Source organism: Aeromonas enterica, assembly GCF_054052465.1.
Genome location: NZ_JBSTYL010000014.1, coordinates 98188 through 113137, shown reverse-complemented (window position 1 = coordinate 113137; position 14950 = coordinate 98188). Strand labels below are relative to the sequence as shown.

The following is a 14950-nucleotide window of genomic DNA, read 5'->3' as shown; positions in this document are numbered from 1 at the left end:
GAGATAGTGCGCCCCGTGACCACCGCCTCCAGTGCAACGGCAATCACCGGAAAGATGAGAAAGCAAAGTGAAGCCTTGAAGGGAGTGACCAGGGCGTTAAGTTTGAAATAGGCCACAATACCTCCTACTCCAGCGATACTGCCGAGATACAGAACAGCGAGCCAAGAAGTTAGCTGAATATCGGCCAGCTCTATTTTCTCCATCGTCATACCGGCAACTAGTAGTAAAATGGATGCAATTCCGCTGGGAATCGCGCTAAAAGTCAGGACATGAATGTGCCCAAGTTTTTGCTGTTTCAATATGTATATACCACCGTGTAATAGCACCGCACTAGTCAGCAAAATAATGCCAAGGAGATAGTTGCTGCCTGATATACCTGATTCTATCGAGATAATGCTGGCCAAACTAAACAGCGTCATTAGTAGAGCCAGGACTTGGCGTAAGCTGAAGTGTTGCGTGGTGACAAAGTACGATAGCAGCATAATTGTGATGGGCATGTAACTGAATATAATGGCAGCTAAACCAGATGATATATACTTCTCTCCTTCTAACATGAACCAGAATGGAATGGCAAAATAGAAAACAGCTATTGCCAGCATATAATGTGACTCCCGCACAGGAAATAGCAGAGGTATATTATCTTTTAGTGCAATCAGCATTAACAATGGAGACATTACCATGAAGCGCAACCCCGTTGCTGTCAAGGAAGGTATTGACTGGCCAGCTATTGCCATTGCGAGCCAAGTAGTACCCCATATCAGGCACACAGATATAAATAGAGTCTTCTTCATATAATATCATCTCCTTTATATTAAAAATGGTAGCTCATAGGGGAAGCTAAACCTTTGGCTATGCTCCAAGGTCAATGATAATGGTGTGACAGACTGTGATACTTTGTAGTTGGATGTGACAAAACAGTATTTATGGCAAGGCGTTATCCTTATTCATACCGTAATAAAAGTGATGTGTTGCGTCATGAAAATGTCAATGTGAACAGATATGGAACTGTTTATTCATGACGCGTTCACTTTAGGCTGTGATTGTAAAAAACTTGACATTGGACATAACTATAAGGTTTACCCTCCACTCGGTATGCTGGTGTAACGAATGCACAAAAGCGTTGATGTAACTCAGTAGGCAATGGTTATGTTTAATCGGGTGAAATGGAGGGAGTATGAGTGTAAAAAAGAGCTTTATTATATTGCAGTTGCTGGGCTCTGTAATCTGGAGCTTGGCCATATGGGGTATCTATATGGCGATATATTACCTTCCGTCCGCCTTAGGCTGGAGTGTGAAAACACTTGAGTCCACAGTGCCAAATCAACTAGCAGGTATTGTTCCAACTCCTTCTGCTGAAATACTAGGTTTGTGGGGAGTGATTGAGAGTAATTACCCTATCATAGTGTCTGTCTCATACTACGTTTTATGGGGTGTCTGGGGGATAGGAATGTTCATCGTTTTTTCATTTATGCCAAAAATCTTGTCGAAATTTAAGTAAGCAGAGTCAGGGGCGCCAGCCACTCTGATGCCTGCTTCCGAAACGGTGCCACTTGTCGCAACCCTTGTGTTGTATCAAGACCAAATCTTTGCCGGATAGGGGTAAAAAGGTGGGTGTCCCGGCAAAAGCCAGCGCTGTGTCTGATCCGCCATCACGGCAGTGGTTGCCCGCTTTAGCCCTTCGGTCATGAGCACCAAGACGGTGGATAACCGAAGCGCTGCGCTTATTGCACCCTACCGTTTTGTTGATAGCCATACCTTGTCGCGGTGGTTGTGGGACAGGGGTGATACTGCGGGGGGATGCGCTATAGTGGGACCACTCGTTTAACAGCCTTCAACCAACCGAGAACGTACAATGAACCGTGATATTGCTGCCCAGTTTATCAAGATGCTGACCAATCTCGACCATTGTCTGACCAAGGCCGCCGCCCACGCCGAGGCGAAGCAGTTCAATGTGGAGAACTTCTTCAATGAACGTCTCATTGTCGACATGCTGCCCTTCTCCAAGCAGGTGCTGATCTGCTGTGACAGCGCTCGTGCCGTGGTCGCCACCGCCAGCCACAGCGAGTTGCCGGCTATGGGTGACGACCCCAAGACAATGGCGGATCTGCAGGCCCATATCGGGAAGACCATCGCCTTTTTGCAGAGCAGGCTGGATGCCGACTTCAGCCAGTTTGCGAGCGGCCAGTATTTCCCCTACTGGGCCGGTGGCAAGAGCATGGATGGTCATGCCTGCGTCCACGAATACGGTATCCCGAACTTCTATTTTCACCTGAGCATGGCCTATGCGCTGCTGCGTCAGGCCGGGGTCGATCTCGGCAAGCGGGACTATCTGGGCGGATTGAATCTGCAATAAGCCTCAAGGCTGCCTGAATGAAAAGAGCCTGCCATGTGGCAGGCTCTTTTTCTTTGGGCTGGCTGATGTGCGCAGCCCGTCAAGGCCGGTGGGCTACTCCCCCGGGATCTCGGGTTCGACCAGGGCGGCCAGCTGGGTCAGGGACTCCTGCCAGCCGAGATAGCACATCTCCACCGGTATGACCTCGGGGATCCCGGCCTGCTCGATGGCAAGTTCGGTACCGCAGAGCACTCCGGTCAGGCTGATGGTCACGTGCATCTCCCCCGGCAGGTTGGGGTCGTCGAAGCTGTCGGTGTAGCGGATACGTTTGCCCGGCTCCAGTTCGAGGTATTCGCCACCGAAGGCGTGGCTGTGACCTGTGCCGAAGTTGGTAAACGCCATCCTGAAGTGGCCGCCGACGCTGGCCTCCAGTTGTTCCACCCGGCAGGTGAAGCCGTACGGCGGTAGCCATTTGGCCAGCGCATCCGCTTCGATAAAAGCCCGATAGACCCGCATCGGCGGCGCCTTGAGCACCCTGTGCAGTCGTACTGTTCCCGTCGTCATGTTCAACGCCTCCTGGTTGAGATCCGCATCAAGGATAGTCGCCAGCGCGTGGCCATTCCGGCATGACTGCCGGATCAGAAGGGGCCGTTACTTCCGCGCAGCTGGTCGGGCAGGCCGTCGTGCTCCCCCAGCTCGCGGGCGGGTACATCGTCCCAGTGCAGCTTGCCCAGAAACTGGTTGCGCTCGGGGTGCACTGCGTAGTGGATGCGGTTGTCCTCCCGATCGGTGTCACCGATGCAGAGCAGCCGCACCGGCTCGTCGGTGTTGTTGATAAAGGCGTGGGCCAGCCCGTCGCCCGCGTTGAAGCCCACCGAGTCGCCCGGTTGCAGCCGATGGAGCACCCCATCGAGCCAGACATCCGGCGTTCCTTCCAGCACATGAACAAACTCGTCCTCGGTCTTTTCGGCGTGGGGCCAGCTGGTACGGTGGCCAGGTTCGACGATCTCGTGGTGAATGCCGATGCGGCTAAAGCCAAAATGCTTGCCGAGGGCGCAGCCGCGCGAAAGCGGCTCCTGACTGCCGGAGTAGTAACGCGGTTCCTGCTCTTGCAGTTCGCTCCAGTGTTTGATGCTGGGGTGGCGATTCATCGTGACTCCTTATGCTGTGAGGGGCGATCAGAACGGGCCGTTGCGCTCGCGCAGCCGGTCGGACAGGCCATCGTGACCGCCCATGTCGCGGGCGGGCACGTCGTCCCAGTGGCGCTTGCCGATCTGGCGGTTGTACTCGGGGTGCAGGGCGTAGTGGATGCGGTTGTCGGCGCGATCCCTGTCCCCCACGCAGAGCAGCCGCACCGGTTCATCCGTGTTGTTGATAAAGGTGTGGGCCAGCCCGTCACCGGCCTTGAAACCGACCGAGTCGCCCGGCTGCAACCGATAGATCACGCCATCAAGCCACACATCCGGTGTCCCTTCCAGCACATGAACGAACTCGTCCTCGGTCTTTTCGGCGTGGGGCCGGCTGGTGCGGTGGCCGGGTTCGACCAGCTCGTGGTGGATGCCGATGCGGCTAAAGCCAAAGTGCCTGCCCAGTGCGCTGCCGAGGGACATCCGCTCTTGACTGCCGGGGTAACATCCCGGCTCCGGTTCTTGCAACTCGCGCCAGTGTTTGATGCTGGGGTGACGGGTCATAGTAGTTCCTTTTGCTATGAGGATGGGGTCACGGGAAGGGCCATCCTACCTGCCGCAATACGGGGGAGAAAAGCAGAAATCGGCCGCCCGATCCGTAGCTGATGGCGAAACATCGGACTCGCCAGCGGGTCGATCCCCCATCCGGCAAGGGCTGTGCGGCCATGCCACCAGCAGCGATGCGGACAAAAAAGAGGGGGGCCGCTGGCTCCCCTCTCTGACTGGGTCGGCACTGATTGGCCGACCTTATTTGCCGATATTGTCGGCCAGCTGTTTGGCGCGGCTGGCGGCCCACTGGTCGATCATCTTCTCCATCTCGTCGACTGTGATGGGCGAATCCTTGTGAGTGGTATCCGGGCTCTCGCGCGCATCCATCACTCGCACCAGCAGCTTGCCACTCTGGGAGTCGAGCAGTTGGGCCATGCTGCCCACCTTGAGCAGGTAGGGCTCCTTGCCGATCACTTCGCGGGTGATGTTGATGGCGATCTTGGCGGGCAGCAGATCCCGCAGTTTGGGGTCTGGCCGGGTCAGGTCGAAGTTGGTGATGGCAGCCTGCACCCGCATCACGCCGGGACCGGGGGCGGTGGCGATCTTGACGCCGTGGCTGATCAGCTCGCGCTGGAACTTGTCGTGGTAGTAGCGGCCAATCTGGCTCTGTTCACTGGTGGTCAGCAGATACCACTGGCCATTCTCCTGGCGGATAAACTGCAGCGGGTCGAGCAGCACTTGATGGTACTGGTGAAGGTCGACCCCTGGCTCCTTGTAGACGCGCTGGTGGGGGTTGCTTTCGCTCGGTTGGAAGGCCGCCAGCGGGATCGCCTGCAACCCTTGCGAGACCTGATTTTTCACCGCGCAGCCACCCAACAGGATTGCCACCATGCCTGCGATTACGGCTCTCTTCATCTCTGCTCCTGATATGCATGGCCCTGGCATCCAATGCGCAAGGCGTTGCAAGAGAAATAACCGATTCAAAGAGCGCCCACAAGGGGAAGCCGTTGCCCGTTCAGCCGTTATCCAAGTTATCGGGGAGGGGGCTTTGCTTGCCACGGGGTGGGTGAGCTGATCTACCCCCTGTGCCGGTAACTGACGGGGCCACGGAACCCGGCGCCGCCGTCATTTCCTTTTGCTAACTCTGTGATTTTTCGATGGATCGGAAAGGATTTGATCAAGGTTGCGGTTATTGCGGCCATTCGCTCATATAATCGCCGCCATGAAAATGATTCGGAAGGATTCGATGGTCACGCTGATGGCGGCCCTGTGCGGGCTGCTCTGCACCAGTCTGGTATGGGCGGCGCCCGCCCCCTTTGTCGCCATCCCGACCGGCTCGTCAGCGGCCAGGGCGACGACTCAGGTCAGCATGGAACCGCTGCTCTCCTGGTTCACCGGCGAGTTCTCCAGCCGGGAGCAGGCCAGTTATGACACCCGTTTCACCAGCGCCGAGCTGCGGCTGGTAGAGATTTGGCCCGGTTACAAGGGCTTTCGCTGGGTCTATGCCGAGCAGTTCCTGACCGAGCGGGCGGTGCGCCCGTTTCGCCAGCGTATCTACCGTTTCTCTCCCGTCCCCGATGGCCGCATCCTGATGGCCGAACTGACCATGCCCAGAGCCGTCGACTTCGCCGGCGCCTGGCGCGACCCCAGTCTGCTGGACTCCCTCACCCCGCAACAGCTATCCCTGCGTCAGGGCTGCGAGATCTGGCTGACCCGCCAACCCTCGGGGGAGTACGCGGGCCACAGCAAGGTCGGCAGTTGCTCCACCAATTTCGGCGGCGCCAGCACCCTGGTGCAGTACCTCTGGATCGGCCCCGACAGCGTCAGATTGCTGGACCGGGCCTACGACAACGAGGCCCATCAGCGCTGGGGCAGCCCGGGGGAGGGCTATGTCTATTTGCGCCGGGTGAAACAGCGCGGCGAATAGCCGTGCCCCCTACAGCTGGTGGCGCTGTTCGCTCAGGTAGTCGATCAACAGCCGCAGGCGCAGCGGCATGGGCTCCCTGGCTGGGTAGAGCAGGTTGACCGGGCGTGGGGCGGGCAGGGCATCCGGCAGTATCTCCAGCAGGGCGCCGCTGGCCAGCTCCTGGCTCAGCAGGGCCCTGGGTTGCAGCACTATGCCCGCATGATTCAGGGCCGCCACCTTGAGGGCGCAGCCATGGTTGCTGATGAACTGGCTGTCCCACAGGTGCAGATGTTCGAGGGGAAAGGCCTCGGCCAGGCTCGACTGGCCGAGCCAGGGGCTGAAACCCAGGCAGCGGTGACGGGCCAGATCCGCCAGCGTGAGGGGAGTATCGTGGTGTTGCAGGTAGTGCGGGGACGCGCAGAACACCGAATCGGAGCTGGCCAGCGGCCGGGCGATGTAGCCGGCGTCCTTGGGCTGACCGACCCGGAAGATGAGATCGAAGCCGTCGCCGATGACGTCCACCAACCGATCCGACAGATCCAGTTCGATGCGGATCTGTGGGTAACGCTCCATGAAGCGGCACAGCAGCGGCGTCAGCCGGTAGCTGCCGAAGGTGACGGGAGCATTGATGCGGATCTTGCCCGCCTCTTGGTCGGTATTGGCCCGGGTGTTCTGCTCCAGCTCCCGGTAGTGTTGCAACAGGTTCTGGCAGCCGGCGAGGTATTCCTGGCCCGCCTCGGTCAGGCTCTGGCAGCGGGTGTTGCGATTGAGCAGACGGGAGCCGACCCTGGTCTCCAGCCATTTGATGTATTTGCCGATCATGGCCGGCGTCATCTCGAATCGCTCCGCCACGGCACTGAAGCTGCCCGCGCGGGCGACCTCGACGAAGATCTCGATGGCGGTCAGACGATCCACTCTAAACTCCTGGTTTATAAAGCCGAGCGCCACTATGTCTGGCTGGCGAAGAGGCTGTCAATATACTGGGCGGCACTTGACCGACGATGGAATACCCTGTGATGAGCCTCGAATATTATGCCCTCTACCTGCTGCTTGCAGTGGGGACTGTACTCAGTCCCGGCCCGGCGGTGATCTACACCATAGGCAACACCCTGACCCGGGGCACCCGCCACGCCATCGCCGGCTTTTGCGGGGTGGCGGTGGGCATCCTGCTGGTGGCGAGCCTGGCCTCGCTGGCGGTGCTCTGGTTCACCCGCTGGCTGGCTGCGGGCCAGCAGATCCTCACCCTGGGCGGTGCGCTCTATCTGCTCTATCTGGGGCTCAACTCCTGGCGTCAGCGCGCAGTCAGCCCGGTTGTGGGTGCCTCCACCGATCGGGATTGCGGCCGCAGTTTCGCCAAGGGGGCGCTCATCAGCCTGCTCAACCCCAAGGCAATCATCTTCTTCACCAGCCTGTTTCCCCAGTTCATCGACTTTCGTCAGGGGGCGCTGGGCCAGTGCATGCTGCTGGCGCTGACCTTCAGCGCCGTGGTGCTGGTGGTGCACGGCGGTTACTGCCTGGTGTTTCGCTGGGTGGGCTTGCAGGGATATGGCGAGCGCTTCGCCAGGGGGATCAACCGGCTGTCGGCCGTGATGTTCACCGGCTTCGCGATTCTGCTGCTGATCAGGGCGCTGGGCTGAGGTAAAAGGGGCGTCCTGGCGGGATGAGGCCCGCTCGTGTCTTGCGTAAGCGTGGTATCGAGACGCTCGCAGTGAATTTAGACGCAGCCAGGAAAAATAAGATTCCATTGACGCCGGCAATGCAGCATGCTCCGTTCTTTCGGGGAATGGCGCCGTGATAGCCAGGATCCCGACTGGAATGGTCGAGGCGATGTGTGCTGCATCACCTTCCAACAAGGTCGACATCATGTCCTATTACGAACACAGCGTTGCCGGTCATCCCGATGTCGAGTTGGGGCTATGCGGCGATCGCCAGGTGCGCTACCGGATCCACTGTGCCGAGCAGGCCGGCAGCGGCCTGGTGGTCTATATACCTGGATTTGGTGGCGATCTGGGTGCTTATAGCGAAGTATTTTGCGATAGGGTCGCCACGCAGCACGGCATGGCAGCGCTGTGCGTCGACTATTTCTGCATGCGTTCGCGCCCGGCGGTGGGGGCCGCCATCTCCTTGGTGCCAGAGGAGCGTGAGCGTGCACTCGCCCTGCTGGGGTTGCCGGCCAATACGCCCGACACCGCGCTGCTGCATGCGCTGGATGGTTTGCAGCCAGCTGCACCGTTGCGCTTTCAGGGGGTATTGGTGCCACCCGATGGGGCCTACCAGAACTTCGGGGTGATGGCTGCCCTCGATATCCTCAATGCCATCGAAGATGCGATGCTCCGTTACGGCGGCAATCGCGACAACCTGATACTGGTTGGCTCCTCCTACGGCGGCTACCTGGCGCAGCTGGTTAACAAGTTTCGCCCAGGCTATGCCCGCGGTCTGTTTGACAACTCCTCCTGGGCCGAGCCCAATCTGGCTTATGTGGTGGGACGGGACATCGGCGCGGTGGAGTACCAGTGCAGTCTGCAAGGCGGGGTGGAGCTGGCGCTGTGCGTGGATTCCCCCTGGCGGATGGTGGCCGGGCACCCGCACGAATTCGATGTGGATGCCTTCATCATCCGTTCCTTCAGTGCCTCTCAGCTCGATCAGATGGCGGCACAGGGGGGGACGCAGACTTTCTGTTTGATGGTGCACGCCATCCATGATCCCATCGCTCCCACCGAGGCCAAACTGGCCATGGCGCGAGCTATGCTGGCACGGGGCTTCAATGTCGAGCTGATCTTGTTCGACGAGTCGAGTGTTGATGGTGAGTTCATTCGCAGCATGGAGCACGGCATGGGGCTTTCCATGCTGCAGTTCTTCGTGCAGGGGCTGGCGCTGCTGGCCGAACGTTCGCCTGCCTTTACAGCCACTCGCGCCGCCGAGGTGACCCTGCATGCCGGTCGCTCGGTCTATCACCTGAACTTTGCGAACCCTCAGGTGCGGCTGCAACGCCAGCGGATCGAGGCCTCGGCCTGACACCCTCAGCCGAGAGCCCGGAACGGGGTGCTTGTCAATATAACAACGGGGGCTTGGCCCCCGTTGTTATTATCGATGGCTCGCGGTTCAGAGCTTGAACAGCGGGCGCAGGCGGATGCCGATCAGGCTGCCGGCGAGGGCCATCAGCATCCAGACCCAGCCGTGCAGGCTGCCGGAGGCGGTGCCGTCGAAGAAGCCGCCGAGGTTGCAGGCGCTGTACATGGCGCCCATCCCCATCAGCAGGCCGCCGAGGATGGATGCCAGGCTGTTGCCGAGCCGCATCGGGGCGAAGGTGCCGCCGCCGCTGATACAGCGCGCCAGCATGGCCCCCAGGATCCCCAGCCAGAACATGCCGACCATGGGATTGATGAACAGCGGCTGGGCCAGCTTGGGGTTGCCCTCGAACAGGCCGAACAGGGAGGCGCCGCGCAGCGCCATGTCATAGACGGCGCCCGTGATGGTCCAGGCCGAGCCGTGCAGGGCGACGACGCTGGAGTTGAGCAGAGCTATGATGATGCCGCCGGTCAGTACGGTGAAGCGGCCGTCGCGCCAGAACAGATTGCCGCCGCTGAAGAGGGGTTTGAGCTCGCCGGTGCGCTTGAGTTCGCTCTTGCGAAACAGCATGAACAGCACGGCGACCAGCGCCAGGTTGAGCAGCATGCCGCTCCAGATATTGCCGGTCAGATCCTTGGCCAGCACCACATGGCTGGAGAAGGTGGCATCCAGCATGGGGCGGAACTGGTTGCTGATCAGGGTGCCTATGCCGTAGCAGAGCAGCACCAGCCAGAAGCGGGGTTGCCCCTCGCCGCAGCAGTAGAGGGTGCCGGTGGCGCAGACGCCCGCCAGCTGCATGCCGATGCCGAACAGGAAGGCGCCGACGATGAAGGGAATGCCGATGGCCATCACGTTGCCCACCATGGCATCGCCAAACAGGGCGTGACTAAAGGAGAGGAAGCAGGTGAACAGCAGGATTTCGATGGCGATGGTGAGCAGGTGAACCCGCACATAGTAGCTGTTGCGCTTGGTCAGCATTTCGCGCCAACCGAACACGATGCCGAAGCGGCTGAAGGAGAGGGTGAAGCCGAAGCCGAATCCGATCAGGGCCATCAGGGCCCATTTCATACCAAAGGTGTTGCCGAGCCAGAGTAACGCTCCCCCCGCGAGTGCCACGATGGGGAGCGACCATTTTCGATTCATGTTGTTGTTTCCTGTACGTCATGAGTGAGTGGAAGCCGTGCATCCTATTCCCACATTGAGTCCGATTCCAGTGCGGATCCGCGCCTGTGGCGGAAAATGAAAGCAAAACCCCATCCAGATCAATTCCTGGCAAGGGCCCCTGGCGAAATGAGTATGGATCTATTTCAGGGGCTGAAAATAATGGTGTAACGAGTGTGAAACTAATTAAATTGAAAAAGATGAATTTAAATTTTGCGCCATAGAATGCTTTTGGGTAGAATCTCGGCGTGTTATCAACAGATGGAAGGATATTATGGAAAGCGACAGTTGTAGCCGATTGCAAATCGCGATGTGGGCTTGCCAGAGCTGAGGTTGATATCCTGTCTTCCCCCTCACTCTGATCGCTCAGAGTGCAGCATCTATATGAGTCACCTTCGACTCTCACAACCGCTAAATCCCGGCCTTCATCAGGGATTGTCGTTGTAAATCTGGATTGTTCCGCTCACCTGCGAGCCATGCCGCCTCGCGACCCCTGCAATTGAACGCTTCATCATGCGCCCCGGGTGCTGCCCGTCAGGGCCGCCACAGCGTCGGAACCGTGCATCCGTAACGTGGCCGGGAAGTGATCGAGCGTAAAATAACAAGATGGAAAATACCATATTGAAAACAGATCCGTTTTCGATAGGACAGGTTGCGAAATAAAATAATTGACGTGATTGCTCAATATATTTCGGTCGTGGCAAAGGTTGCGCCTTAATATTTTCATGGGGCGCGGCTTTCTCCGTTATCTTCACCCGCCCGGCATTGCTGATATTATTTTCTGCCCAGCATCAAGTTATTTCAAACTGTCATTATCCCTATTTCCTTTATAGGTGTATGCCGCCTTGGTTGCGGGATCACCTGACTCGTCCGCCGATAATGCAGACTCGCGGGTCATGCCCGCGTCCGGCCCTCTCTTCACCCCACTCGGAGGATATCGTATGACCGAAGAGCCCAAGCCTCGACCCTCGGGGTCCACACCTCCCCACGCCTGATCCCCCTGCGGGTAACAGGATGCGGAGTCCTGATCCCTGATAGCCCCCTACCTGCTGGCACGCGAGCCCGACAGACATGCCGTCTGGCGGCGTCATGCCGCGCCTGCACCAACCGGGGGCCCATTGCCTGTCTCACATCAGAACTGACGCCTGGCCTGGCCCGCGACAGGGCCTTGCTGCAAGCGAAAATCAGGATAAAGAGTTATGAAGCAACAACATACCGCCAGCCGACACAAGCAGCAGGGATTCGTTTCCCCTGGTCGTGCTAATGAGAAGCTCTCCTCCCGGGTGCTCGACGAGGCCGACAAGTCCCTCGAATACACCCTCACCGCCGTGCGCGGCAATATCGACGGCCTGACCTCGACCGAGGCGGCCAACCGTCTGGTCCAGTTCGGCCCCAACGAGGTGACCCACGACAAGCCGCCCCATCCGCTGATCCAGCTGATGCAGGCGTTCAAGAACCCCTTCGTGATGGTGCTGATCGTGCTCGGACTGGTCAGCTACGTGATGGACGTGCTGATGGCCGAGCCGGGTGACGAGGATTGGGTCAAGGTGATCATCCTCGGCGTCATGGTCAGCCTGAGCGGCCTGCTCCGCTTCTGGCAGGAGTACCGCTCGGCCAAGGCGGCCGAAACCCTCAAGTCGCTGGTGCGCAACACCGCCACCGTACAGCGTCGCCCTTCGCCGGGGGCCACGCCCCTGCGCAAGGAGGTGGCGATGGTCGAGCTGGTGGCCGGCGACATAGTGCACCTGCAGGCGGGGGACATGATCCCGGCCGACATCAAGCTGATCGAATCCCGCGATCTCTTCATCAGTCAGGCCGTGCTGACCGGCGAGGCCCTGCCGGTGGAGAAGTACGACACCCTGGGGGCCGTGGCCGAGAAATCGGCGGACGGCAGCAGCACGGGGGAGATGGGCTTGCTCGACCTGCCCAACATCTGCTTCATGGGCACCAACGTGGTGAGTGGCACCGCCAAGGCGGTGGTGGTGGCGACCGGCAGCGACACCTACTTCGGCTCGCTGGCCCGCAACGTGGTGAGCCACAAGCGCATCGAAACCAGCTTCGATCGCGGCGTGAACAGCGTCACCCGGCTGCTGATCCGCTTCATGCTGGTGATGGTGCCTGTAGTCTTCATGTTGAGCGGCGTCAGCAGCGGTGACTGGATGTCGGCGCTCACCTTCGCGCTGGCGGTGGCGGTGGGGCTGACCCCGGAGATGCTGCCCATGATAGTTTCCGCCAACCTGGCGCGGGGCGCCGTGGCCATGGCCAAGCGCAAGGTGGTGGTCAAGCGGCTCAACTCGGTGCAGAACTTTGGTGCCATGGACGTGCTCTGCACCGACAAGACCGGCACTCTGACCCAGGACAAGATCATCCTGGAACACCACTACGACGTGCGCGGCAGCCGGGACGACAGGATCCTGCAGCTGGCCTGGCTCAACAGCCATCACCAGAGCGGCATGAAGAACCTGATGGACATAGCCGTGATCGAGCACGCCGATGCGCTGGGGGCGGGCTGCAAGCCGGCTGGCTACAGCAAGGTGGATGAGCTGCCGTTCGACTTCGTGCGCCGCCGCCTGTCGGTGATAGTGCAGGATGAGAGTGGCCAGCAGCTGATGGTCTCCAAGGGGGCGGTCGAGGAGATGCTCTCCGTCTCCAGCCATATCGACGACGGCAAGCAGATCCGCGAGCTGGATGAGAGTGAGCGCCGTGCCCTGCTGCGCCAGAGCGAGGAGTACAACGCCGACGGTTATCGGGTGCTGATAGTGGCGACCCGCGATATCCCGGCCGCCGAGTGCAAGCAGAGCTACCGCACCAGTGACGAGGTCAAGCTGGTGGTGCGCGGCTTCCTCACCTTCTTCGATCCGCCCAAGGATTCGGCCGCCCCGGCCATCCGTGCGCTGAATGACTACGGCGTGGCGGTCAAGGTGCTGACCGGTGACAACCCCATCATCACCAGCAAGGTGTGTCGCGATGTGGGGCTGAATCCGGGGGTGCCGCTGCTCGGCAAGGACATAGAGGTGATGGACGACGTGGCCCTGTGCACAGTCGTCAAGCACACCACCATCTTCGCCAAGCTCACCCCGCTGCAGAAGTCGCGGGTGGTAAAGGCGTTGCAGGCCAACGGCAACACGGTCGGTTTCCTCGGTGACGGCATCAACGACGCTCCAGCGCTGCGGGATGCGGATGTGGGGATCTCGGTGGATAGCGGTGCCGACATCGCCAAGGAGACGGCCGACATCATCTTGCTGGAGAAGAGCCTGATGGTGCTGGAAGAGGGGGTGGTCAAGGGACGCGAGACCTTCGGCAACATCCTCAAGTACCTCAACATGACCGCCAGTTCCAACTTCGGCAACGTCTTCTCGGTGCTGGTCGCCTCCGCCTGGCTGCCCTGGGCGCCCATGCTGGCGATGCAGATGCTGATCCAGAACCTGGTGTATGACGTCTCCCAGATGCTGCTGCCCTGGGACAAGATGGATCCCGAGTTCCTCAAGCGTCCGCGCAAGTGGGAAGCCAGCAACATCAAGCGCTTCATGCTGTGGCTGGGCCCGACCTCCTCCGTGTTCGACATCAGCACCTTCTGCCTGATGTGGTTCGTGTTCGGTGCCGGCGCCCTGTATGCCACCGCCAACGGCAGCATGGATCCGCTGGTCAACGGTCAGGCCATCATGAACTCGGGCTGGTTCATCGAGGGGCTGGTCTCCCAGACCCTGGTGGTGCACATGCTGCGGACCCGCAAGATCCCCTTCCTGCAGAGTACGGCCACCCTGCCGGTGCTGTTGTCGACCTCCATCGCCATCGCCATCGGCTGCTACCTGCCGTTCTCGCCGCTGGCGGAGCACTTCGGCTTCATCACATTGGAAGCGCCCAAGTACTTCATGTGGCTGGTGATCACCATGCTGGCCTACATGGGGCTGACCCAGGCGATCAAGACCATCTACATCAAGCGTCACGGTCAGTGGTTCTGACGGGATAAGGCTGGTCATCAAGCACCACCGTCAGTGGTGCCCGGTGTGAACCGGACTGCCATGCGGGTCTTTATCCGTGTGAACGCAAAGAGGGATGGCTCAGGCCATCCCTCTTTTTCATGGGGCGGGAGGAGATCAGTGCGGGACCAGGGCATAGGCCTCGCCGGCCATGCCGGTCAGGATGGAGAGGCTGACGGCGCCGAACAGCAGACCCGTGACCAGATTGAGCGGGCGCTGGATCTGGCCAAGCAGGCGTTGGGCCCGCGGGGTGGAGAGGCTCCAGGCCAGCACGCCGAACCAGACCAGAGAGAGCAGGAACAGCTCCAGCACCAGCAGGCCGCGCGTCAGGCCGTCCACCTGCGGCGTCACCATGGCCGCCAGCAGTCCCATGAAGAACAGCAGTGCCTTGGGATTGAGCAGATTGGTGGCAAGCCCGCTCCATATCCCCTTGTGCCAGCCTTGCTGCTCACCGCCCGCTTTGAGCGCCAGTGTTGCCGAGCTGTGCCAGGCGGCCTTGAGCGCTCCCCAGCCGAGCCAACCCAGATAGAGGGCGCCGACCATTTTTACCGCCATGAAGAGCCAGGGGTGTTCGGCGATCAGCAGGCTGATGCCGGTCAGACTGAGGGTGGCGTGCAGCAAGATGGCCAGTGCTATGCCGAGCGCCGCCCCCAGGGCCGTGGGTCTGTGCAGGCTGGTACGCAGGATCAGCGCGAAGTCCGGCCCCGGGCTCGCCAGGGCGATCAGGTGGATGAGACCTATGGTCAGAAACAGGCTGGTGAACATGGGCAAAACCTCGATGACGGTATGAGGTGACAGCATGGGGGATCAGGGCAGGGGTGTGATT

Annotated in this window: 14 protein-coding genes; 6 read left to right on the top strand and 8 right to left on the bottom strand. The window is 59.9% G+C overall.

Features of this window, described 5'->3' with window-relative positions; translation table 11 throughout:
- On the bottom strand, positions 1-791 hold a 791-nt coding region (locus ACW5XD_RS15285), incomplete at its 3' end, for a DMT family transporter (RefSeq protein WP_456495576.1).
- Between the two features lie 383 nt (positions 792-1174).
- Here ACW5XD_RS15285 and ACW5XD_RS15280 point away from each other — a divergent pair.
- Complete coding sequence (locus ACW5XD_RS15280) at positions 1175-1498, top strand: hypothetical protein (protein ID WP_456495575.1); 324 nt, start codon at positions 1175-1177, stop codon at positions 1496-1498.
- 354 nt (positions 1499-1852) lie between these two features.
- Positions 1853-2353 (top strand): DUF1993 domain-containing protein, encoded by a 501-nt coding sequence (locus ACW5XD_RS15275; RefSeq protein WP_456495574.1) that lies wholly within the window; start codon positions 1853-1855, stop codon positions 2351-2353.
- Between the two features lie 93 nt (positions 2354-2446).
- On the opposite strand, the gene ACW5XD_RS15270 is transcribed toward ACW5XD_RS15275, so the two are convergent.
- From ACW5XD_RS15270 to ACW5XD_RS15255, 4 genes are all read right to left on the bottom strand, one after another.
- Positions 2447-2896: an SRPBCC family protein gene (locus tag ACW5XD_RS15270; protein ID WP_456495573.1), complete on the bottom strand. Its 450-nt coding sequence runs from the start codon at positions 2894-2896 to the stop codon at positions 2447-2449.
- 74 nt (positions 2897-2970) lie between these two features.
- A complete protein-coding gene (locus ACW5XD_RS15265; protein WP_456495572.1) occupies positions 2971-3483 on the bottom strand; it encodes a cupin domain-containing protein in 513 nt (170 codons plus the stop codon).
- 27 nt (positions 3484-3510) lie between these two features.
- Positions 3511-4023: a cupin domain-containing protein gene (locus tag ACW5XD_RS15260; protein WP_456495571.1), complete on the bottom strand. Its 513-nt coding sequence runs from the start codon at positions 4021-4023 to the stop codon at positions 3511-3513.
- Between the two features lie 243 nt (positions 4024-4266).
- A complete protein-coding gene (locus tag ACW5XD_RS15255) occupies positions 4267-4923 on the bottom strand; it encodes a DUF3313 domain-containing protein (protein WP_456495570.1) in 657 nt (218 codons plus the stop codon).
- Between the two features lie 331 nt (positions 4924-5254).
- On the opposite strand from ACW5XD_RS15255, the gene ACW5XD_RS15250 reads away from it, so the two are divergent.
- A complete protein-coding gene (locus ACW5XD_RS15250; RefSeq protein WP_456495569.1) occupies positions 5255-5935 on the top strand; it encodes a chromophore lyase CpcT/CpeT in 681 nt (226 codons plus the stop codon).
- Between the two features lie 9 nt (positions 5936-5944).
- Here the strand turns inward: ACW5XD_RS15250 and ACW5XD_RS15245 are convergent, their stop codons facing one another.
- The gene (locus ACW5XD_RS15245; protein WP_456495568.1) at positions 5945-6829 is read right to left on the bottom strand and encodes a LysR substrate-binding domain-containing protein; all 885 of its coding nucleotides are present in this window, start codon (positions 6827-6829) and stop codon (positions 5945-5947) included.
- Positions 6830-6930: 101 nt separating this feature from the next.
- On the opposite strand from ACW5XD_RS15245, the gene ACW5XD_RS15240 reads away from it, so the two are divergent.
- A complete protein-coding gene (locus tag ACW5XD_RS15240; protein ID WP_456495567.1) occupies positions 6931-7551 on the top strand; it encodes a LysE family translocator in 621 nt (206 codons plus the stop codon).
- A gap of 178 nt (positions 7552-7729) precedes the next feature.
- Complete coding sequence (locus ACW5XD_RS15235) at positions 7730-8929, top strand: DUF2920 family protein (RefSeq protein WP_456495580.1); 1200 nt, start codon at positions 7730-7732, stop codon at positions 8927-8929.
- 87 nt (positions 8930-9016) lie between these two features.
- On the opposite strand, the gene ACW5XD_RS15230 is transcribed toward ACW5XD_RS15235, so the two are convergent.
- Positions 9017-10126 carry a YeeE/YedE thiosulfate transporter family protein gene (locus tag ACW5XD_RS15230; RefSeq protein WP_456495566.1) on the bottom strand — a complete coding sequence of 370 codons (1110 nt, stop codon included), beginning with the start codon at positions 10124-10126 and terminating at the stop codon, positions 9017-9019.
- A 1217-nt stretch (positions 10127-11343) separates the two neighbouring features.
- Here ACW5XD_RS15230 and mgtA point away from each other — a divergent pair.
- The gene (mgtA, locus tag ACW5XD_RS15225; protein ID WP_456495565.1) at positions 11344-14106 is read left to right on the top strand and encodes a magnesium-translocating P-type ATPase; all 2763 of its coding nucleotides are present in this window, start codon (positions 11344-11346) and stop codon (positions 14104-14106) included.
- A 135-nt stretch (positions 14107-14241) separates the two neighbouring features.
- Here the strand turns inward: mgtA and ACW5XD_RS15220 are convergent, their stop codons facing one another.
- Positions 14242-14889 carry a LysE family translocator gene (locus tag ACW5XD_RS15220; RefSeq protein ID WP_456495579.1) on the bottom strand — a complete coding sequence of 216 codons (648 nt, stop codon included), beginning with the start codon at positions 14887-14889 and terminating at the stop codon, positions 14242-14244.
- Positions 14890-14950: the final 61 nt, after the last annotated feature.